The sequence below is a fragment of the Cronobacter malonaticus LMG 23826 genome, assembly GCF_001277215.2.
Taxonomy (GTDB): domain Bacteria; phylum Pseudomonadota; class Gammaproteobacteria; order Enterobacterales; family Enterobacteriaceae; genus Cronobacter; species Cronobacter malonaticus.
Map to the genome: position 1 here is coordinate 3,884,801 of NZ_CP013940.1, position 20,126 is coordinate 3,904,926.

The window sequence follows — 20,126 nt, forward strand, 5'->3', positions numbered from 1 at the left end:
CTGCGCAATAAATCATCAGAAGAGAAACGGCGGCGTCGGCTGACGCCGCATAGGGATCACAGCTTGCCGGTATAGTGCCAGCCCAGATAGCGCAGCAGGCGCAGCTGGCGTTTGAGACGGCTCGGCTGGGAGAGCAGACGATAGAGCCATTCCAGCCCCAGGTTTTGCCACGCTTTCGGCGCGCGTTTCACATGGCCGGTGAAGACGTCGTAGGTGCCGCCAACGCCCATATACAGGGCTTGCGGGTGGACGAGACGGCAGTCGCGCATAAAAATTTCCTGGCGCGGCGAGCCCATCGCAACCGTGACAATCTGCGCGCCACTGTCGCGGATACGCGCAAACAGCGCCGCCCGCTCTTCAGGCTTAAAATAGCCGTCCTGCGCATCGACGATATTCACATTCCACTGCCGTTTGAGCTTTTCGATGGTTTGCGTCAGCACCTGCGGCTTGCCGCCCACCAGAAACACCGGCGTGCCTTCGCGTCCGGCGCGCGCCATCAACGCCTCCCAGAGGTCGGCACCCGCCACGCGCGACACTTTCGCCTGCGGATATTTTTTATGTACCGAACGCACGACGCTAATGCCGTCGGCATATTTAAACTCCGCCGCTTCAATCAGGCTGCGGACTTCGGCGTCCGCCTCCAGCGCCAGCATCTTTTCGGCGTTAATCGCCACCAGCGTGCCGTGGCGCAGCGTGCCGTCGGCATAGAGATAATCGAGCGCGTGTTGCATATCGCGCCACCCCAGCAGCGGCAGCCCGCGAAGCGTATAGACCGGGGCGGTGACCTGTTCAGACATCATATTCCCTTAACCTTAAAGCGTTTCCGTTGGCGACAGCGGCGCTGTGCGGCGGCGGCGGCGCGGCTGGATAAGCCCTGCGCTATCTAGCAGCCAGTAAATCAGTTTCGCGACCACCAGACAGGCACCAAAGACCAGCATAAAAAAGACTACACGCGACACAAACGCATCCAGCCCTTCACGGGCCAGCACAATCATGTTGAAAATAGCGCCAAAGCAGAAGCTGTGCAGAATCGCGGCCTTATAGCGGTTCGGCTCAAGGTTGCCGCGCTCATACAGCCAGTCGAACCATTTGATGATAAGGCCCACCACCACCGCGCCAGGCGGGATAAACCATACGCCGCCCATCACCACCAGCGAGCCAAGCAGCGTCGGGGAGATAGCCAGCCCCGAGTGGTTATTCAGCACTTCCCAGGTGAAATAGTTGGCGGTGTTAAGCACGATATGTGGCCGGTCTGGCCAGACCCATGACGGAATAAATACATAGAAATCGCGCGCAATCGGCGCCAGCCCCTGAAACTCAATATCGCCGTAGTGTTGCAACAGCAGCGCCAGGTTCTCCCACGGCGAGAAGGTGTCACGCGTAAGATAAAGAAAGGTGTAAAACGCTTCGTCGCCGCTGACGTTAAGCCCGTAGCGTTTCAGCGCCAGCCAGAACATCCCGACAATCCCCATCGCACCCGCCGCAGCCAGCATGCCTGGCGAGATCCAGCCGCGAATAATGCCAATAAACAGGAAGATAGCGAACGCGATAATGATATTGGCGCGCGTGCCGCCGACAATCATATACGTCAGCAGGCCAAACCCGACGGTGCTGACGAGGAAAAAGAGCCACGCGCGGCTGCTCTGACGCAGAAAATAGACCACCAGCATCGCCGGTATAAAGAAGTAGAAAAAGCGCTTAAGCGCCACGCCGGAGACTTCGCTGGAGAAAATCTGGCTGTACGAATGGAGCCGGAACAGCAGAAAGCCGTTATGCATAAAGAAAATGCCGACGCTCACCAGCGCGACCGCCATCATCACCATCCACGCCAGATGGGTTTCAACGCGGTTCATGGTAAACAGTCCGCCGCCGGAAGACGATGCCTGCGCCCTCGCCCGCAATCGTGTTTTATAGGTGACGTAATAGACCGCGTAGAAACAGCCCGCTGAAAGCAGCGCCTGCAACAACACCTCCGCAGGCACCACCGCCACGTTAAAGCGAAACACCAGAATGCTGGTCAGTGGAAAGCCGAAGAAAAAGGTCAGCAGGAACAGCAGTGAGAAAAAGACGTTAAAGTTAAACCGCACCCGGCGGAACTCAAACCAGGTCAGCGTGCCGATAAACAGCGTCGCCAGCAGCCAGACGATAAACAGGCCGCTGAATTGCAGTAAGCTCATGCCACTTCTCCTGAGGCGATACGCAGCGCGCGGTGCCAGCCGGTCAGGTAGTTAGGTTTAAAGAACGCGATTTGCGATTTATCGACCATCTGCAACTGACGCTGCGCCTCGCGCACCGTCACCTCGTTAAGCTTATCGCCGGTAAACAATACCGGCAGATTTTGTTCTACCATATCCTGCCAGAACGGGTTCTCGCGGCTCAGCACGCACGGGACGCCCGCCTGAATGAGCAGGCACAGCGTGCCGATCCCCTGCTGGCGCGCAAAAATGAAATAGCCGAGATCGCACTGGCGCAGCAGCGTCAGATACGCGTCGAAATCAAGTTTTTCACGCAGCACGTTGAGGTTTTCCGGGCTGAACAGCGCCTGCCCGGCCCGCGTGACTTCATCTATCCACGCGTCGTTATTCGACGGGTATCCCATCGGCACAATCACACTGACGTTATCGCCAAACTGCTGATGCACCGCCTGCAACGCCGCGATATGGTCGTTACTCCGGTCGCCAGAGTTACCTACCAGAATCGTTAACTTGCCGTCACGCTCTGGCGGCGGCAGCTGGTTTAACCCTTCATCCATGCGGGTCGGGAAATAGAGCAACTCGCCCGGCACGCCGGGGTGGCGCTTCGCGAAGTGACTGAGATCGCCGCGCGTGGCGAACACCTGGCCTACACGCCCCTGCGCCAGTCGGCGCAGCCGGTAAAAGAGCTGAAACTTCAGGCTGCGCGAGGCTTCGTAGAGATCTGCGCCCCAGATATGCCAGCTCACCTGCGCGGGCTTCAGCCCACCGCCGAGCAGCGCCAGCCACAGCGGCGCATTAAACTGGCCGTGCAGGAAAAAGCGCTGCTGGCGATTTTCACGCGCCAGCGCCACCACGGCGCGGGCAAGCGATTTTTTATCGGGATAAATGCTCAGCGAAAGCGCCGGGTACTGCTGGCGGAGTTGTTCATCGGCGCTCACCACCATAAAGCGGCGCGCCTGTTCGTTAGCCTCTGCCAGCTCATCGTTAAAGAAACGCAGTACCGTCTGGTTATGATGGGGAATATCGGACCCCAGAACGTGAATCAATGCTGTCATGTCTGTCTGCGCCAGAGTAAAAATACGCCACAACAGAGGGCGAAATAGACAATATAGGTCGCCATATAGGCCTGTGCCGCCCCTGCCGCGCCGTGCGCCGGGATCAGCCAGTATGAAAAGCCGGTTAATAAAGCAAACTGGCTGACTTCCGTCAAAATATAAAAGCGCAGCGAGGCTTTCGCGATAATCAGATAGCCAAAGACGTAAGCGCCCACTTTCAGCACGTCGCCCACCAGTTGCCAGGCGAAGAGGTCACGCATGGCAGTAAACTGCGGCGAGAACAGCAGCCAGATGGCGAAATCCCGCAGCAGCCAGACCGCGAGGCTCGCCGTCGCCACCGCGGGCAGCACAAACTTCAGCGCGCGCCCGATCTCGCGGGTGATGTCGCGCTTCGCCTCAAGACGGGAGAGCGTCGGCAACAGCCAGACGCTGAACGACGCGGTAATAAACTGTAAATAGGCATCGGAGATGCTGCTCACCCCCTGCCAGATGCCGACGGCCTCCCACCCGTAACGCGCGGCCAGCAGGTTTCGCATCATTACATACGCGACCGGCAGCGTTACCGCCGTCATCAGGGCCATCAGCGTGAATTTACCGAGATGGCGCGCCAGCGGGCCGTCCCAGGAAGGTTTCAGGTAGCGCAGCGGCACATGCTCGCGCCGCATCAGCATCCAGACCGCCGGAATGGCCACCAGCGCAGGCACCAGCGCCAGGCCCAGCAGCGCGCCTTCATACCCGCCGAGACGAAAACAGGCGTAATACGCCACCACGCCAATAAGGCTGCCGATAATCAGCGCCAGCGCGTTGCCCGCCGCGTCACGAAAGCCTTTGATAATGGCAAGTGTCAGGTTGGCCCAGGCGATCCCCATCTGGATAAAGGCCACCATGCGCACCACGTTTTCATAGCGATCGTGACCAAACAGGCCAACGCTAATCGGCCCCGCCGCCAGCAGAAAAATCACCGCCAGTAACGTCGAGAAGCCCAGCACCATGGCCGATGCCGTACCCGTGACGCGCTGCAGCCCGGCGGCGTCATGCTGATGCTGCGCGACCAGTTTCGTCACGCCGTTGAAAATGCCCGCCCCGGCTAACACCCCGAGCACCGTAATCAGCTGACGGAAGTTCCCCGCCTGCCCGACGCCCGTCGGGCCAAACGCGACCGCCAGCAGTTTGACGACCACAAGCCCGGCGCCGATTTTGATAAGCGTGGACCCGGCGGTCCACACGGAAGCTTTAGCGAGCGACATATCAGCCGAAATAACTCAGCAGCGTATTGATCACCGTGCGCTGATTGACCGGCGCGAGGTTAAAGAACAGCGGCAGGCGGAGCAGGCGTTCGCTCTCGGCGGTGGTGAAGCGGTCTTCACCGTGGAACTCGCCGAATTTTTCGCCCGCCGGACAGCCGTGCAGCGGGATGTAGTGGAACACCGCCAGGATTTCGGCCTCTTTGAGATACGCGATAAGCTTGCTGCGATCGTCGTTATCGCGAAGCTTAATGTAAAACATATGCGCGTTATGACGGCAGGTATCGGGGATCGACGGCAGCGTGATGCGCCCGGCGCGCGCCAGCGGCGCAAGCGCGTCGTAATAAGTCTGCCACAGCGTCAGGCGCTGCTGGTTAATGCGGTCTGCCGCTTCCAGCTGCGCCCAGAGATAGGCGGCCTGCAAATCGGACATCAGGTAGCTGGAGCCGATATCACGCCAGGTATATTTATCTACCTGACCGCGGAAGAACTGGCTGCGGTTGGTGCCTTTTTCGCGAATGATCTCCGCGCGCTCAACCAGGGCCGGATCGTTAATCAGCGTCGCGCCGCCTTCGCCGCCGGCGGTGTAGTTTTTGGTTTCATGGAAGCTAAAGCAGCCGATGTGGCCGATAGTGCCGAGCGCGCGGCCTTTATAGGTCGACATTACGCCCTGCGCGGCGTCTTCCACCACATACAGCTGATGTTTTTCGGCAATCGCCATAATGACATCCATCTCGCAGGCCACGCCCGCGTAATGCACCGGCACGATGGCGCGGGTCTTGTCGGTAATGGCCGCTTCAATCCGCGTTTCGTCGATATTCATGGTATCCGGACGCACATCCACAAAGACGATTTTCGCGCCGCGCAGCACAAAAGCGTTAGCGGTGGAGACGAACGTAAAGCTCGGCATGATCACTTCATCGCCCGGCTGGATGTTCAGCAGCAGCGCCGCCATCTCCAGCGACGCGGTGCAGGACGGCGTAAGCAACACTTTCGGGCTGCCGAAACGATGCTCCATCCACTGCTGGCAGCGGCGGGTAAAACCGCCGTCGCCGCACAGCTTGCCGCTGCTCATCGCAGACTGCATATAGTCGATTTCCGTGCCAACCACGGGCGGTGCGTTAAATGGGATCATGATAGTTACCTGTATAACCAATAAGCGGTGCTTTCGATGTTGCCACCGCTGGCAATATAACGGCGCAGCGCGGCGCGGTTGCCCGCCTGCGTCGCGACCCGCAAGGTGTAAAGCCCGCGCGTGACGCACCAGTGGCGCGCCGCCTGCATCAGGGCTTCTCCGGTGCCGCGACCGGCCAGCAGGCCGATGCGGGCTTCTTGTTCATTAAGCGCGCGCAGCGTGACGAAACCGCGCAGCGCCCCCTGCGGCGTGCGCAGGATAAGACATTCGTGGTCGAACGCGCCTTTTACCGCGTTTTCGACCCACTGCGCGTAAAACCGTCCGCTGGCGTCGGGCGCATACCAGGGCGCGCGAAACCGGCTCATGGCGAACGCCTCCGCCGCCGCGTCGCGCAGCAGCGGAATATCGTCAGGGGTGGCAGTGGTTATCTGCGCGTCGGGCACGGGCGCATCAGGCGTGAGCGTGAGCGCGAAATCCACTTCGCCTTCTACCAGCCGAAAGCCGAGCTGCGCCAGTCCATCCAGCAGATCGCTGCGGGCGGCGGGCACTTTCGCCTGCACGCGCGGCCAGCGGCTTAATTGCGCCACGTCTAACTGTGGCGCGGTATCAGAGAAACGGACAATCGCGCTGTCGATGCCGAAAAACTGGCTCTCCCACGCCAGCGGTTCAATACTGGCGCGGACGTGCACGGAGCAGCTCCAGCAGATACTGGCCGTAGCCGGTTTTGGAAAGTTGCTGCGCCACGCGTCGAACGTCGTCGTCATTAAGCCAGCCGTTGCGCCAGGCAATCTCTTCCAGACACGCGATTTTAAAGCCCTGACGTTTTTCGACGGTCTGCACAAAGGTGCTGGCCTCGATCAGGCTGTCATGCGTGCCGGTATCAAGCCAGGCGAAACCACGGCCCAGTAACTCAACGTTCAGCTTGCCTGCCTCCATGTACATCTGATTAATGGAGGTAATTTCAAGCTCGCCGCGGCTGGAGGGCTTAACCTGTTTCGCGTATTCCACCACATTGCTGTCGTAGAAATAGAGCCCGGTCACGGCCCAGCGGGATTTCGGATGCGTCGGTTTTTCTTCGATGGAAATGGCGCGGAAATTGTCATCAAACTCCACCACGCCGAAACGCTCAGGATCCATAACCTGATAACCGAACACCGTCGCGCCTTCGGTACGTGCCGCGACGTGGCGCAGTTTCGGGCTAAACCCCTGACCGAAAAAGATGTTATCGCCCAGCACCAGACAGGAAGGACCGCCCGCGAGAAACTGCTCGCCGATAATAAACGCCTGCGCGAGGCCATCCGGACTCGGCTGCACGGCGTACTCCAGCGAAATACCAAACGCGGAGCCGTCACCCAGCAGGCGCTGGAAATAGCTCTGGTCTTCAGGCGTGGTGATAATGAGCACCTCGCGGATCCCCGCCAGCATCAATACCGACAGCGGATAGTAAATCATCGGCTTATCGTAGATGGGCAGGAGCTGTTTAGAAACGCCGCGAGTAATAGGGTGAAGGCGGCTGCCAGAGCCGCCCGCCAGAATAATGCCTTTCATGCCGGTCTCCCGTCGTGTTTAACGCGCAAGCCCCAGACGCTGGCCCTGATAACTGCCGTCCTGAACCTGCTTCCACCAGGTTTCGTTATTGAGATACCACTGCACCGTTTTACGCATTCCGCTTTCAAAGGTTTCCTGCGGACGCCAGCCAAGCTCGCGCTCGATTTTGCTGGCGTCAATGGCGTAGCGTAGATCGTGGCCCGGGCGATCCTGGACGAACGTGATAAGCGAACTGTACTGATCCACGCCCGCTGGTTTTTGCGGCGCCAGTTCTTCCAGCAGCGCACAAATGGTTTTCACTACATCGAGGTTTTTCTGCTCGTTATGGCCGCCGATGTTGTAGGTTTCACCCACGACGCCTTCCGTCGCCACCAGGCAGAGCGCGCGCGCGTGGTCTTCCACATAGAGCCAGTCGCGGATCTGCTGGCCGTTGCCATATACCGGCAGCGGTTTACCCGCCAGCGCGTTAAGGATGGTCAGCGGGATCAGTTTCTCCGGGAAGTGGTACGGCCCGTAGTTATTGGAGCAGTTGGTTACGATGGTCGGCAGACCATAGGTGCGTCGCCAGGCGCGAACCAGATGATCGCTGCCCGCTTTGGACGCGGAATACGGACTGCTTGGCGCGTACGGCGTGGTTTCCGTAAAGAAATCATCAAGGCCGTGCAGATCGCCATACACTTCGTCAGTTGAGATATGGTGAAAGCGAAACGCCGCTTTACCGGCATCACCCAGCGCATTCCAGTAGCGGCGCGCCGCCTCGAGAAGCGTATAAGTGCCGACAATGTTGGTTTCGATAAACGCCGCCGGGCCGTCGATAGAGCGGTCAACATGGCTTTCCGCCGCCAGATGCATCACGACGTCAGGCTTAAACTGCGCGAACAGACGATCCAGGCTCTGCGCATCGCAGATATCAACCTGTTCAAATGCGAAACGCGCGTCCTGCGCGACCGGTGCCAGCGACGCCAGATTTCCGGCGTAGGTCAGTTTATCCACCACCAGCACGGCGTGGTCGGTGTTCTGGATAAGGTGTCTGACGACGGCGGAGCCGATAAAACCCGCCCCGCCCGTGACCAGAAAGCGTTTCATCGCCAGACTCCTTTGGTGTCGACGACCCAGGCGTGGTTAAGCGTCGAGCCGTCGATGGCCTTGAACTGCTGATGGTCAACCAGCATTACCAGCACGTCGGCCTGCGCCAGAGCGTCGTCGAGCGCGCTCAGGCGGCACTTGCCTGCAAGGCGTGCCGGCAGCGTATGGATATTCGGCTCAACGACCAGCGTTTCGCCGCTGTGCCAGTCGGCGATAAGCTCAGCGATTTCCATCGCCGGGCTTTCGCGTAAATCGTCGATATCCGGTTTAAACGCCAGGCCAAAGCAGGCGATTTTCACTTCGCTCGCGCGGCGGTTGGTCGCGGCAAGGCAGTCCGCCAGCGTGCTTTTCACCTGCTGGATGACCCAGTGCGGTTTATGATCGTTCACTTCGCGCGCGGTGCGGATGAGACGCGCCTGCTGCGGGTTCTGCGCCACAATAAACCATGGATCGACCGCGATGCAGTGGCCGCCGACGCCAGGGCCCGGTTGCAGAATGTTCACGCGCGGGTGGCGGTTCGCGAGACGAATCAGTTCCCAAACGTTAATGCCCTGATCGGCGCAAATCAGCGACAGTTCGTTGGCGAACGCAATATTCACATCGCGGAAGCTGTTTTCAGTGAGCTTACACATCTCGGCGGTGCGGGAGTTAGTCACCACACACTCACCTTCGAGGAAGATTTTATACAGCTCGCTGGCGCGCGCCGAGCAGACCGGCGTCATCCCGCCAATCACGCGGTCGTTTTTAATCAGTTCGACCATTACCTGGCCTGGCAGCACGCGCTCCGGACAGTAGGCAATATTGATATCCGCCGCCTCGCCCGCCTGCTGCGGGAAGCTGAGATCCGGGCGCAGCGCCGCAAGCCATTGCGCCATCTGTTCAGTCGCGCCGACTGGCGACGTGGATTCCAGAATCACCAGCGCGCCTTTACGTAGCACCGGCGCGACAGATTCCGCCGCCGCCTGCACGTAGGCCATATCCGGCTCGTGATCGCCTTTGAACGGCGTGGGAACGGCGATGAGATACGCGTCGGCTTCAACGGGCGTTGTGCTGGCGCGCAGAAAGCCGCCTTCCACGGCAGTTTTTACAACCTTATCGAGTTCCGGCTCGACAATATGAATTTCACCCCGGTTGATGGTATCGACCGCATGCTGATTGATGTCGATGCCGATGACCTGTTTTTCTCGCGATGCGAATGCCGCCGCGGTGGGTAAACCGATATAACCCAGACCAATCACCGAAATGGTATTAAAACTCATAGTGATACCCGATTATTTTTAAGTGCATGTAATATCCGTTCGCATGCCTGGCCGTCGCCATAAGGGTTATGGGCGTGGCTCATGGCCTGGTACGCCGCCTCGTCGTTCAGCAGTCGCGTGACTTCAGCGACGATACGCTGCGTGTCCGTGCCCACCAGACGCACCGTACCCGCCTCGACCGCTTCCGGCCGTTCGGTGGTTTCTCGCATCACCAGTACCGGTTTACCCAGCGACGGCGCCTCTTCCTGGATGCCGCCGGAGTCGGTCAGGATCAGCCAGGCGTGGTTCATCAGCCAGACGAACGGCAGGTATTCCTGCGGCTCAATCAGCACCACGTTTTCGACGTGGCCCAGAATACGGTTGACCGGCTCGGTAACGTTGGGATTGAGGTGGACAGGGTAGACAATCTGTACATCGCGGTTTTGCGCGGCGATATCCGCCAGCGCGCGGCAAATCTGCTCGAATCCTTCCCCGAAACTTTCGCGGCGATGGCCCGTTACCAGGATCATTTTTTTATCGCCATCGAGGAACGGGTATTGCGTTTCAAGGCGCAGGCGCAGCGGTTCGTCTGCCAGCACGCGGTCGCGCACGGCGATCAGCGCGTCAATAACGGTGTTGCCGGTGACGAAGATCCGCGCGTCCGGGATGTTCTCGCGCAGCAGATTCTGGCGCGACCGCTCGGTCGGGGCGAAGTGATACATCGCCAGATGGCCGGTGAGCGTGCGGTTAGCCTCTTCCGGCCACGGCGAGTAGAGATCGCCGGTGCGCAGCCCCGCTTCGACATGGCCGACGGGAATACGCTGATAAAACGCGGCCAGGCTGGTCGCGATGGTGGTTGTCGTATCGCCATGCACCAGAACGACATCCGGGCGGAATTCGGTCAGAATCGGTTTCAGCCCTTCCAGAATGCGACAGGTGATCTCGGTCAGCCCCTGTCCGGGCTTCATGATGTTCAGGTCGTAGTCCGGCACAATGGAAAAAAGATTCAGCACCTGGTCCAGCATCTGCCGATGCTGGGCGGTGACGCAAACCCGGGTGTCGAACGCGGGATCCTGTGCCAGCGCATGAACCAGCGGCGCCATTTTGATAGCTTCTGGTCGCGTGCCAAAAACGGTTAGTACTCTCACAGCGATTCTCTTCAGTTGGCGATGAAGGCGACGCGCGCCTTCATCCAGGACGCGTGCTTATGCGGTGCGACGGCGGCGGACCAGAGCCACGCCAGCGCCTGTCAACGCTCCAACAGCTCCCCACATGATCATCAGGAACGCGCGACGTGGGCTGTCGCGTTTAACCGGCTCTTCCGGTGTGCGCAGATAGCGATAGGTCTGAAAGCGCGGGTCCAGCGTCGGCCCGACGTTCAGCGTCGCCAGCATCGCCCGGTTCTGGTCATAGTCGATGTCATAGGTCGGCCCTACCGCCTGGAGATTTTCCAGACGCGCCTGTAACAGCGGGCGACCCAGCATGAACAGTTCAGAATCCGGCAGCTCATCTGCGGGAACGTCCGTTTCGCTGCGAGAAATGTTGTGTTGCTCCGCCACCTGTAACGCCTGCTGAACGTTGTGCACGCGGCGATCAAAAATGGATTTCGCGACGGCTTCCTGTCGCTTTACCTGCGCTTTCATCTGCACGGTGCGCGCCGCCCAGGCACCTTTCAGCTCATCGTTAAGATGGCTGGCGGCCCGCTGGCTGGCGAAGGCAATGTACTGGCGCAACAGGTTGTTGGCATCCGGTGCGGTTTCGGCAATCAGCCGAATGTTGTCGTTTTGATTACGGGTGACGTCGCCTGCGGTGAACTGGATATTGTCGATAAACTCATCCAGCAGCGCGGCGTCAGCTTTGCTGTTGCCGACACGGCGCTGTTTGTAATAGTCCGTTTGCGACCAGAAATCGCGACGGGTATCCCACGCGGAGAGTTGCATGATGAATTCTTTATAAGCGTCGTCCATCACCGAGGGCTGATCCACCGGCGTCAGGTTGGCTTTCGCGTCCAGATTGCGCAGGAACTGCTGCTGCGAATAGTAGCCGCCCAGCATATTGACGGTGGGTCTGTCGGTAATCGCCATCGCGCTCCACTCCTGGCGCGCGAAGAACGTGTAAGTGAGCGCGACCAGCGCAAACAGTACGGCCATGCCGACTATCCAGAATTTCCCTGCCCACAGCGTTCGGAACAGACCACGAATATCCAGTTCATTATCTGCCACTCCTGGCGGAGTACCCGGCACTTTTTGATTCATCACGTCCCCGTTTTTCTTTAATTAGCGGTGGGCTTGTTGCTTCCGCGCTTAATGCGACGCTTAACGCGTTTGATGAAGCGCGCCACTTTCCATGCCCGTTTGATACAGTAGCCGTAGAAGAAAAATGCTAGCAAGAATAATGCCAACATTACCCACTCAGGGATAATATGGGCCGCATATTCTGACGCCACGCCAATGCCTGCCAGCAGCGCGGCCGCGAGCGTAATAAGGACAAACGCCTGACGAGAAGTAAAACCGGCGCGCATGATCAGATGATGAATGTGCTGGCGGTCAGGCGAGAAGGGACTCATGCCTTTACGCAGGCGGCGGTACATGATGGCAATCATGTCCATCAGTGGAATCGCGATGATCCAGAGCGCGGTTACCGGGCTAATGGGATGCGTTTTCCCCTGGGTGGTTTCCAGCAGGATCCAGATAACGGTGAAACCGATAAGCGTACTGCCCGCATCGCCCATAAAGACTTTATAGCGCCGCCCGAATGCGCCAAGGTTCAGGAGAATATAAGGGAGGATGGCGGCTATCATGGCGAAGCACCACATCGACAGGCTGGTCTGCCCGTCAAACCACAGGATCATCCCGATGGCCGCGAAAGAGACGCACGACAACCCGCCCAGCAGACCGTCAATGCCGTCAACCATGTTGAAAGCGTTAATCGCCGCCCAGACGGCAAACAGCGTGAGGAAATAACCAAACGGCCCCAGCACCATCTCCCAGGAGCCAAAAATATAGCCGAGGCTTCGCAGATACAGCCCGCCGACCGTCATCATGACCACGCCGATAACGGCCTGGATAACGGCACGAATTTTCACGCTAATGTCATAGCGATCATCCAGCGCGCCGACAAACACCAGCACCCCGGCGCTCGCCAGATATAACGCAGCATGAGGGATGTAATAGTCCGCGATGGCGAAAGTAAAACAGATACCTGCATAAACGGAGATGCCGCCCACGAGCGGAATAAGCCCCTGGTGGCGCTTGCGGAAGTTGGGTTTATCAACCAGACCCACTCTTTTGCCGATCTTTCGTGCAAAAAAAAGAAAAACAAATGTGAATAAAAAAATACTGAGTAGCTCAGTACCAACGGTAACTAAATTCACAGTGTGCGCTCTCTGCAAACGTTAAGTCCGGAGGAAGTATAACTGCGGCAGTCAGGCTTTCTAAGCACTCCTCCGCCCCTCATCCCTGAACAGACTAATTATTATTCAGTAAGATAAACATAGCTCAGGCCAGATAAAAACTGGCGCACCTTTACTGAAAATCGCGTAAAGATCACGCCTGTTGCCTATCGTATAGAGCAACAAAGAAAAACGCCACGTCGTGACGTGGCGTTCCCCGAGTTTCCGCTGACTACGAACGTTTCATCATATCGAAAAATTCGTCGTTAGTTTTGGTCATCGCCAGTTTATTAATGAGGAATTCCATGGCGTCGATCTCACCCATCGGGTGAATGATTTTACGCAGGATCCACATTTTCTGTAGTTCTTCCTGAGTCGTCAGCAGCTCTTCTTTACGGGTACCGGAACGGTTGTAATCGATAGCCGGGAAGACGCGTTTTTCTGCGATCTTACGGGAGAGGTGCAGTTCCATGTTACCGGTGCCTTTAAACTCTTCGTAGATAACTTCATCCATTTTAGAGCCGGTATCAATCAGAGCAGTCGCAATAATGGTCAGGCTGCCGCCCTCTTCCACGTTACGCGCCGCGCCGAAGAAACGCTTAGGACGATGCAGGGCGTTCGCGTCCACACCACCGGTCAGTACTTTGCCGGAGGCTGGCACAACGGTGTTGTACGCGCGCGCCAGACGGGTGATGGAGTCGAGCAGAATAATAACGTCTTTTTTGTGCTCAACCAGGCGCTTGGCCTTCTCGATAACCATCTCGGCGACCTGAACGTGGCGGGAAGCCGGTTCGTCGAACGTGGACGCAACCACTTCGCCTTTCACCAGACGCTGCATCTCGGTCACTTCTTCCGGACGTTCGTCGATGAGCAGTACCATCAGGACGCAATCCGGATGGTTATACGCGATGCTCTGCGCGATGTTCTGCAGCAGCATGGTTTTACCGGCTTTCGGCGGTGCCACGATAAGACCACGCTGGCCGCGGCCGATCGGCGATGCCAGATCCAGAACGCGAGCGGTCAAATCTTCGGTCGAACCGTTACCGCGCTCCATACGCAGACGCGAGTTGGCGTGCAGCGGCGTTAAGTTTTCGAACAGGATCTTATTACGTGCGTTTTCCGGTTTATCGAAGTTAACTTCGTTCACTTTCAACAGCGCGAAGTAGCGCTCGCCTTCTTTCGGCGGACGAATCTTACCGGAGATGGTATCCCCTGTGCGGAGGTTGAAACGGCGGATTTGGCTGGGAGAAACGTAGATGTCGTCGGGACCGGCAAGGTAGGAGCTGTCTGCAGAACGGAGGAAGCCGAAGCCATCCTGCAATATCTCCAGCACACCGTCGCCAAAGATATCTTCGCCACTCTTCGCGTGCTGCTTCAGGATAGCGAAAATAATATCCTGTTTGCGCATGCGGGCCAGGTTTTCCAGTCCCATATTTTCGCCGAGAGTAATCAGCTCAGAAACCGGCGTATTCTTTAATTCGGTAAGATTCATAGTGGTGGGTTCTTAAACTCGGGGTAAATCTCGAACGTAATGTTGTGAATGGTATGGCAGGGTCATCCATGCCTGTTAACGGGCTTCATCTCATGTCTGTTCGTTGCCTGGTTGCAGGTAAGGAACGCAGAACTGAAACGACAAGACGGAATGAGTGATAAGTCCCGGAGTTAATGCTCTTCTCGCCTACCGGTCTCGGTATTGACATTGTCACGGGCGGGAAGCGTCGGGTATTACAAGATTCAAACTAAAAGGTAAGTTTAAATTGAAGTCAAAAATTAAGTTAGCATGACTGAAGCCGGGCGTCCAGCGGTCCTGAGTATTTAGGAACCGTGATCGCCCCGGCGGGGAACCATTACGCCAGGTTGGCGTCGAGGAACTCTTTCAGTTGGCCTTTAGACAGCGCACCGACTTTGGTCGCCGCTACTTCACCGTTCTTGAACAGCAGCAGAGTCGGAATGCCGCGGATGCCGTATTTCGGCGCGGTGCCCGGGTTCTGGTCGATGTTCAGCTTGGCAACCGTCAGTTTGCCCTGATATTCATCAGCGATTTCATCAAGGATAGGGGCGATCATCTTGCACGGACCACACCATTCTGCCCAGAAATCAACCAGCGTCAACCCGTCCGCTTTAAGTACATCCGTGTCGAAACTGTCGTCAGTCAGGTGAATAATTTTATCGCTCATGTTTTACTCCAAAGATTAGGCCTGTCATGTTGGTGTAGCATTAACCAACATAAGGTTGACTTTATTTCACCGGATACGCTTTCGTAAAGCAATAGTTAGCTGATATTCTACCACACTATGAGCAAAACACACTTGACTGAACAGAAGTTTTCCGACTTCGCCCTGCACCCTGTTGTAGTTCAAGCCCTTGAGAAAAAAGGGTTTTATAACTGCACCCCTATCCAGGCTCTGGCACTCCCGTTAACGCTCGCGGGCCGTGACGTTGCAGGGCAGGCGCAAACCGGTACCGGCAAAACGATGGCGTTTTTAACGTCAACGTTTCACTATTTACTCTCTCACCCTGCGGCGGAAAATCGCCAGGTGAATCAACCGCGCGCCCTGATTATGGCGCCCACCCGCGAACTGGCGGTGCAGATTCACTCCGACGCAGAGCCGCTGGCTGAAGCCACCGGCATTAAGCTTGGTCTCGCCTACGGCGGCGACGGCTACGACAAACAACTGAAAGTGCTGGAAAGCGGCGTCGATATCCTGATCGGCACCACTGGCCGTCTTATCGATTACACCAAACAAAACCACGTGAACCTGGGCGCTATTCAGGTTGTGGTGCTCGACGAAGCCGATCGCATGTACGATCTGGGCTTTATTAAAGACATCCGCTGGCTGTTCCGCCGTATGCCAGCCGCCGCAGAGCGTCTCAATATGCTGTTCTCCGCCACGCTTTCTTACCGCGTGCGCGAACTGGCGTTTGAGCAGATGAACAACGCGGAATATGTCGAAGTCGAGCCGGAGCAGAAAACGGGCCACCGTATTAAAGAAGAGCTTTTCTATCCGTCTAACGAAGAGAAAATGCGCCTGCTCCAGACGCTGATTGAAGAAGAGTGGCCGGATCGCGCCATTATTTTCGCCAATACCAAACACCGCTGTGAAGACATCTGGGGCCATCTGGCGGCAGACGGTCATCGCGTCGGCCTGTTGACCGGCGACGTGGCGCAGAAAAAACGCCTGCGTATTCTGGATGAATTTACCCGCGGCGATCTCGATATCCTGGTCGCAACGGACGTCGCGGCGCGCGGCCTGCATATTCCTGCCGTTACGCACGTCTTTAACTACGACCTGCCGGACGACTGCGAAGACTATGTGCATCGCATCGGCCGTACCGGTCGTGCGGGTGCCAGCGGCCACTCCATCAGCCTCGCCTGTGAAGAGTACGCGCTGAACTTGCCGGCGATTGAAACCTATATCGGCCACTCCATTCCGGTGAGTAAATACAACCCGGATGCGCTGTTAAGCGAACTGCCGCCGCCGAAGCGCCTGTCGCGTCCGCGTACCGGCAATGGCCCGCGTCGTTCCGGCGCGCCGCGCAACCGTCGTCGTACAGGATAAACGCTATGCCCGGCACCTCCTCACTGTATGCGGCAATCGACCTCGGTTCGAACAGCTTTCATATGCTGGTGGTACGTGAGGTGGCCGGGAGCATTCAGACGCTCACGCGTGTGAAACGCAAGGTACGTCTCGCGGCGGGCCTCGGCGCCGATAATGCGCTCTCGGCCGACGCCATGGAGCGCGGCTGGCAATGTCTGCGTCTGTTTGCTGAACGGCTTCAGGATATTCCCCCCTCGCAAATCCGCGTAGTCGCCACCGCGACGCTGCGCCTTGCCACCAATGCCGATGTGTTTGTCGCCCGCGCTCAGGAGATCCTTGGCTGCCCGGTTCAGGTTATTGCCGGTGAAGAAGAAGCCCGTCTGATCTATCAGGGCGTGGCGCATACCACCGGCGGTGCCGACAGGCGTCTGGTTGTCGATATCGGCGGTGCCAGCACGGAGCTTGTGACCGGCACCGGCGCGCGCGCGACCTCGCTCTTCAGCCTGCCGATGGGCTGCGTGACCTTTCTTGAGCGCTTCTTTACCGATCGCAGCCTGACGCAGGAGCATTTTGCCAGTGCCGAACAGGCCGCCCGCAATATCCTGCAACCGGTTATCGCGCAACTGCGCGGCCAGGGCTGGAAGATCTGCGTCGGGGCCTCCGGCACCGTGCAGGCGCTGCAGGAAATCATGATGGCGCAGGGGATGGACGAGCGCATCACGCTGGCGAAACTTCAGCAGCTCAAGGCGCGCGCTATCCACTGCGGCCGTCTTGAGGAGCTTGAGATCGAGGGCCTGACGCTTGAGCGTGCGCTGGTATTCCCGAGCGGCCTCGCCATTCTTATCGCGATTTTCAGCGAACTGGAAATCGACTGTATGACGCTTGCCGGCGGCGCGCTGCGTGAAGGGCTGGTGTACGGCATGCTGCACCTGGCAGTGGATCAGGATATTCGCAATCGCACGCTGAAAAACATCCAGCGGCGTTTTATGGTGGATATCGCCCAGGCCGGGCGCGTGGCGCAATTGGCGGAGCGTTTTGCCGTCAGCGTTGAACGTGAATGGGCGCTGGACGATCTCAGCCGTGCGCTGCTGCACAGCGCCAGTTTACTGCATGAAGTGGGCCTGGCGGTCGATTTCAAACGCGCGCCCCAGCACGCCGCTTATCTGGTGAATAACCTGGATTTGCCAGGCTTTACGCCCGCGCAGAAAAAGCTGCTGGCGACGCTCTTGCTGAACCAGACCGGTACGGTCGATCTCCCGGCGCTGCAACAGCAAAACGCCGTCCCGCTGCGCGTGGCCGAGCGTCTGTGCCGATTGCTGCGTCTGGCGATTATCTTCGCCAGCCGTCGGCGCGACGACATGCTCCCTGACGTTACGCTCACCGCGCATGACGACACGCTCACCGCGTCGCTCCCGCAGGACTGGCTTTCCGTTCACCCGCTGGGCGCGGAGATGTTAGAGCAGGAGCAGCTCTGGCAGAGCTACGTACACTGGCAGCTCGACGTTAAGTAACGTTTAGTGCATAAAAAAACCGCCTCCAGAGGCGGTTTTTTTATTGTCGGCTCAACGAGTAGCGGTGTTATCCGCCGCGCGCTTTCGCCAGCATCGCTTTAATGTTCGCGACATTCGCCTGGCCTTTTTGCATCCGCTCCTGCGGCGTTACCACTTTGCGCTCGGTCTCCCAGTGCAAATCGTCCTGCGGCAGTTCCAGCAAAAAGCGGCTCGGCTCAGGACGTACCAGCTCGCCATACTGACGGCGCTCTTTGCACAGCGTAAAGGTCAGCTCTTTCTGGGCGCGCGTGATGCCCACGTAGGCGAGGCGTCGCTCTTCGTCGATGTTGTCTTCATCGATGCTGCTCTGGTGCGGCAGCAGTCCCTCTTCCATACCAACCAGAAACACATACGGGAACTCCAGCCCTTTCGAGGCGTGCAGCGTCATGAGCTGTACCTGGTCGAGCTCTTCATCGCTTTCACCGCGCTCCATCATGTCGCGCAGCGTAAAACGCGTGACGACCTGCGTCAGCGTAATCGGTTCGTCGAGATCGGTACCTTCCAGCATCTCCGTCATCCAGCTAAAGAGCTGGTTGACGTTCTTCATGCGCATCTCCGCCGCTTTCGGGCTGGGCGAGGTTTCAAACAGCCAGGCTTCATAATCGATACCGCGAATGAGATCGCGTACCGCCGCGACCGGTTCACGCTCAGACAGCACGGCCACTTCCTGCAGCCAGCTTGTGAAGCGCGTCAGCGATTCGTAACCGCGCCCGGTCAGCGTCTGGGCAAGCCCCATATCAAAACTGGCGGTAAAGAGACTCTTATTGCGCTGGTTCGCCCACTCGCCGAGCTTTTGCAGCGTCGCCGGGCCGATTTCGCGCTTCGGCGTGTTCACAATGCGCAGAAAGGCGCTGTCGTCGTCCGGGTTCGTCAGCACGCGCAGATAGGCCAGCAAATCTTTGATTTCCGGGCGCGAGAAGAACGACGTACCGCCGGAAATACGATACGGGATGCGGTTTTGCATCAGCATCTTTTCAAACACCCGCGACTGGTGGTTGCCGCGATACAGGATGGCGTAATCTTTGTACTGCGTCTTATTAATAAAGTGGTGCGCGATAAGCTCGCCGGTGACGCGCTCCGCCTCATGATCTTCATGATTGGCAGTAAGCACTTTCAGCTCGGTGCCATAGCCCAGTTCGGAAAAGAGTTTTTTCTCAAAGACATGCGGGTTATTGGCGATAAGAATGTTGGCGGCTTTCAGAATGCGCCCGGACGATCGGTAATTCTGTTCAAGCTTAATCACCTGGAGCGCCGGGAAATCCTGGCTTAACAGCACTAGGTTTTGCGGGCGAGCTCCACGCCAGGAGTAAATCGACTGGTCATCGTCACCCACTACTGTAAAGCGCGCGCGGTTGCCCACCAACAGTTTCACCAGCTCATACTGGCTGGTGTTGGTGTCCTGATATTCATCCACCAGCAGGTAGCGAATGCGGTTCTGCCAGCGTTCCCGTACCTCTTCATTACGCTGCAACAGCAGCGTCGGTAGCAGGATCAGATCGTCAAAATCGAGCACGTTGCAGGCTTTCAGATGGGCGTCGTACAGGCTATAGCAGTGCGCGAAAATGCGCTCGCGCTCGCCGGTTGCGCGCGCGGCGGCCTGCTGCGGGCTCAGCAGATCGTTTTTCCAGTTCGAGATCGTGGAAATCAGCTGCTGTAAAAGTACTTTATCGTTTTCGACCAGCCCTTCGGTCAGCTCTTTGACAAGCGCCATCTGATCGGTATCGTCAAACAGCGAGAAATTGGATTTCATGCCCAGCGCCGCGTACTCACGCTTGATGATTTCCAGGCCCAGCGTGTGGAATGTTGAAATCATCAGGCCACGCGCCTCTTTGCGTCCCAGCGTCTGGGCCACACGCTCTTTCATCTCACGCGCGGCTTTGTTGGTAAAGGTGACCGCCGCGATATGGCGCGCCTGATAGCCACAACCGCGGATGAGGTGCGCGATTTTGTTGGTGATAACGCGGGTTTTACCGGAGCCAGCACCCGCCAGCACCAGGCAGGGGCCAGTGACGAATTCGACGGCTTGTTGTTGGGCGGGGTTCAGACGCATAAATTACTCAGTGAAAGTCAGAGGAGAAAGCGGCTCCCCACAGCAGGTACGACAGTACGAAGGGAGAAAAACGCGTGGTAGTATAGCCAGCGTTA

General features: G+C 57.9%; 17 protein-coding genes. 2 read left to right on the forward strand and 15 right to left on the reverse strand.

The window, feature by feature from the left end:
• Positions 1-56: 56 nt before the first annotated feature.
• From wecG to trxA, 14 genes are all read right to left on the reverse strand, one after another.
• Positions 57-797, reverse strand: coding sequence for a lipopolysaccharide N-acetylmannosaminouronosyltransferase (gene wecG, locus AFK66_RS18220; RefSeq protein ID WP_007780075.1), 741 nt, complete (start codon positions 795-797; stop codon positions 57-59).
• A gap of 15 nt (positions 798-812) precedes the next feature.
• Positions 813-2,177 (reverse strand): ECA oligosaccharide polymerase, encoded by a 1,365-nt coding sequence (wzyE, locus tag AFK66_RS18225; protein WP_007798159.1) that lies wholly within the window; start codon positions 2,175-2,177, stop codon positions 813-815.
• Positions 2,174-3,250, reverse strand: coding sequence for a TDP-N-acetylfucosamine:lipid II N-acetylfucosaminyltransferase (locus tag AFK66_RS18230; RefSeq protein ID WP_032983056.1), 1,077 nt, complete (start codon positions 3,248-3,250; stop codon positions 2,174-2,176). Before AFK66_RS18230 ends, wzyE begins: the two co-directional genes overlap by 4 nt.
• A complete protein-coding gene (gene wzxE / locus AFK66_RS18235) occupies positions 3,247-4,497 on the reverse strand; it encodes a lipid III flippase WzxE (RefSeq protein WP_007780069.1) in 1,251 nt (416 codons plus the stop codon). Before wzxE ends, AFK66_RS18230 begins: the two co-directional genes overlap by 4 nt.
• 1 nt (position 4,498) lies before the next feature.
• The gene (rffA, locus tag AFK66_RS18240) at positions 4,499-5,629 is read right to left on the reverse strand and encodes a dTDP-4-amino-4,6-dideoxygalactose transaminase (RefSeq protein ID WP_032983058.1); all 1,131 of its coding nucleotides are present in this window, start codon (positions 5,627-5,629) and stop codon (positions 4,499-4,501) included.
• A 5-nt stretch (positions 5,630-5,634) separates the two neighbouring features.
• A complete protein-coding gene (gene rffC / locus AFK66_RS18245) occupies positions 5,635-6,318 on the reverse strand; it encodes a dTDP-4-amino-4,6-dideoxy-D-galactose acyltransferase (protein WP_032983059.1) in 684 nt (227 codons plus the stop codon).
• Complete coding sequence (rfbA, locus tag AFK66_RS22520) at positions 6,296-7,177, reverse strand: glucose-1-phosphate thymidylyltransferase RfbA (RefSeq protein WP_007780061.1); 882 nt, start codon at positions 7,175-7,177, stop codon at positions 6,296-6,298. Before rfbA ends, rffC begins: the two co-directional genes overlap by 23 nt.
• An 18-nt stretch (positions 7,178-7,195) precedes the next feature.
• On the reverse strand, positions 7,196-8,263 hold the full coding sequence (gene rffG / locus AFK66_RS22525) for a dTDP-glucose 4,6-dehydratase (protein ID WP_023899635.1): 1,068 nt from the start codon (positions 8,261-8,263) through the stop codon (positions 7,196-7,198).
• A complete protein-coding gene (gene wecC / locus AFK66_RS18260) occupies positions 8,260-9,522 on the reverse strand; it encodes a UDP-N-acetyl-D-mannosamine dehydrogenase (RefSeq protein ID WP_023899636.1) in 1,263 nt (420 codons plus the stop codon). The genes rffG and wecC overlap by 4 nt, the downstream gene beginning before the upstream one ends.
• Positions 9,519-10,649 carry a non-hydrolyzing UDP-N-acetylglucosamine 2-epimerase gene (wecB, locus tag AFK66_RS18265; RefSeq protein ID WP_032968541.1) on the reverse strand — a complete coding sequence of 377 codons (1,131 nt, stop codon included), beginning with the start codon at positions 10,647-10,649 and terminating at the stop codon, positions 9,519-9,521. The genes wecC and wecB overlap by 4 nt, the downstream gene beginning before the upstream one ends.
• Before the next feature lie 57 nt (positions 10,650-10,706).
• Entirely contained in the window at positions 10,707-11,756 is a 1,050-nt protein-coding gene (gene wzzE / locus AFK66_RS18270; protein ID WP_004386381.1) for an ECA polysaccharide chain length modulation protein, read from the reverse strand.
• A 17-nt stretch (positions 11,757-11,773) separates the two neighbouring features.
• Positions 11,774-12,874, reverse strand: coding sequence for a UDP-N-acetylglucosamine--undecaprenyl-phosphate N-acetylglucosaminephosphotransferase (gene wecA, locus AFK66_RS18275; protein ID WP_007798133.1), 1,101 nt, complete (start codon positions 12,872-12,874; stop codon positions 11,774-11,776).
• A gap of 250 nt (positions 12,875-13,124) precedes the next feature.
• On the reverse strand, positions 13,125-14,384 hold the full coding sequence (rho, locus tag AFK66_RS18280; RefSeq protein ID WP_004386383.1) for a transcription termination factor Rho: 1,260 nt from the start codon (positions 14,382-14,384) through the stop codon (positions 13,125-13,127).
• 355 nt (positions 14,385-14,739) lie between these two features.
• Positions 14,740-15,069: a thioredoxin TrxA gene (gene trxA / locus AFK66_RS18285; RefSeq protein ID WP_004386384.1), complete on the reverse strand. Its 330-nt coding sequence runs from the start codon at positions 15,067-15,069 to the stop codon at positions 14,740-14,742.
• A gap of 117 nt (positions 15,070-15,186) precedes the next feature.
• On the opposite strand from trxA, the gene rhlB reads away from it, so the two are divergent.
• Both rhlB and gppA read left to right on the forward strand, forming a co-directional pair.
• Positions 15,187-16,452, forward strand: a complete 1,266-nt coding sequence (gene rhlB / locus AFK66_RS18290) for an ATP-dependent RNA helicase RhlB (RefSeq protein WP_007780047.1) — start codon at positions 15,187-15,189, stop codon at positions 16,450-16,452.
• Between the two features lie 5 nt (positions 16,453-16,457).
• Positions 16,458-17,942, forward strand: coding sequence for a guanosine-5'-triphosphate,3'-diphosphate diphosphatase (gene gppA, locus AFK66_RS18295; RefSeq protein WP_032983060.1), 1,485 nt, complete (start codon positions 16,458-16,460; stop codon positions 17,940-17,942).
• 67 nt (positions 17,943-18,009) lie between these two features.
• Here gppA and rep read toward each other — a convergent pair whose 3' ends face one another.
• A complete protein-coding gene (gene rep, locus AFK66_RS18300; RefSeq protein ID WP_007780043.1) occupies positions 18,010-20,031 on the reverse strand; it encodes a DNA helicase Rep in 2,022 nt (673 codons plus the stop codon).
• Positions 20,032-20,126 lie beyond the last annotated feature (95 nt).

What these genes read in the sequence shown, in the direction of transcription:
- trxA (WP_004386384.1), bottom strand. Translation starts at nt 15,069, where the DNA reads ATGAGCGATAAAATTATTCACCTGACTGACGACAGTTTCGACACGGAT.
- wecC (WP_023899636.1), bottom strand. Translation starts at nt 9,522, where the DNA reads ATGAGTTTTAATACCATTTCGGTGATTGGTCTGGGTTATATCGGTTTA.
- wzzE (WP_004386381.1), bottom strand. Translation starts at nt 11,756, where the DNA reads ATGAATCAAAAAGTGCCGGGTACTCCGCCAGGAGTGGCAGATAATGAA.
- rho (WP_004386383.1), bottom strand. Translation starts at nt 14,384, where the DNA reads ATGAATCTTACCGAATTAAAGAATACGCCGGTTTCTGAGCTGATTACT.
- rhlB (WP_007780047.1), top strand. Translation starts at nt 15,187, where the DNA reads ATGAGCAAAACACACTTGACTGAACAGAAGTTTTCCGACTTCGCCCTG.
- AFK66_RS18230 (WP_032983056.1), bottom strand. Translation starts at nt 3,250, where the DNA reads ATGACAGCATTGATTCACGTTCTGGGGTCCGATATTCCCCATCATAAC.
- rffG (WP_023899635.1), bottom strand. Translation starts at nt 8,263, where the DNA reads ATGAAACGCTTTCTGGTCACGGGCGGGGCGGGTTTTATCGGCTCCGCC.
- rep (WP_007780043.1), bottom strand. Translation starts at nt 20,031, where the DNA reads ATGCGTCTGAACCCCGCCCAACAACAAGCCGTCGAATTCGTCACTGGC.
- wzxE (WP_007780069.1), bottom strand. Translation starts at nt 4,497, where the DNA reads ATGTCGCTCGCTAAAGCTTCCGTGTGGACCGCCGGGTCCACGCTTATC.
- gppA (WP_032983060.1), top strand. Translation starts at nt 16,458, where the DNA reads ATGCCCGGCACCTCCTCACTGTATGCGGCAATCGACCTCGGTTCGAAC.
- wzyE (WP_007798159.1), bottom strand. Translation starts at nt 2,177, where the DNA reads ATGAGCTTACTGCAATTCAGCGGCCTGTTTATCGTCTGGCTGCTGGCG.
- rffA (WP_032983058.1), bottom strand. Translation starts at nt 5,629, where the DNA reads ATGATCCCATTTAACGCACCGCCCGTGGTTGGCACGGAAATCGACTAT.
- rfbA (WP_007780061.1), bottom strand. Translation starts at nt 7,177, where the DNA reads ATGAAAGGCATTATTCTGGCGGGCGGCTCTGGCAGCCGCCTTCACCCT.
- wecG (WP_007780075.1), bottom strand. Translation starts at nt 797, where the DNA reads ATGTCTGAACAGGTCACCGCCCCGGTCTATACGCTTCGCGGGCTGCCG.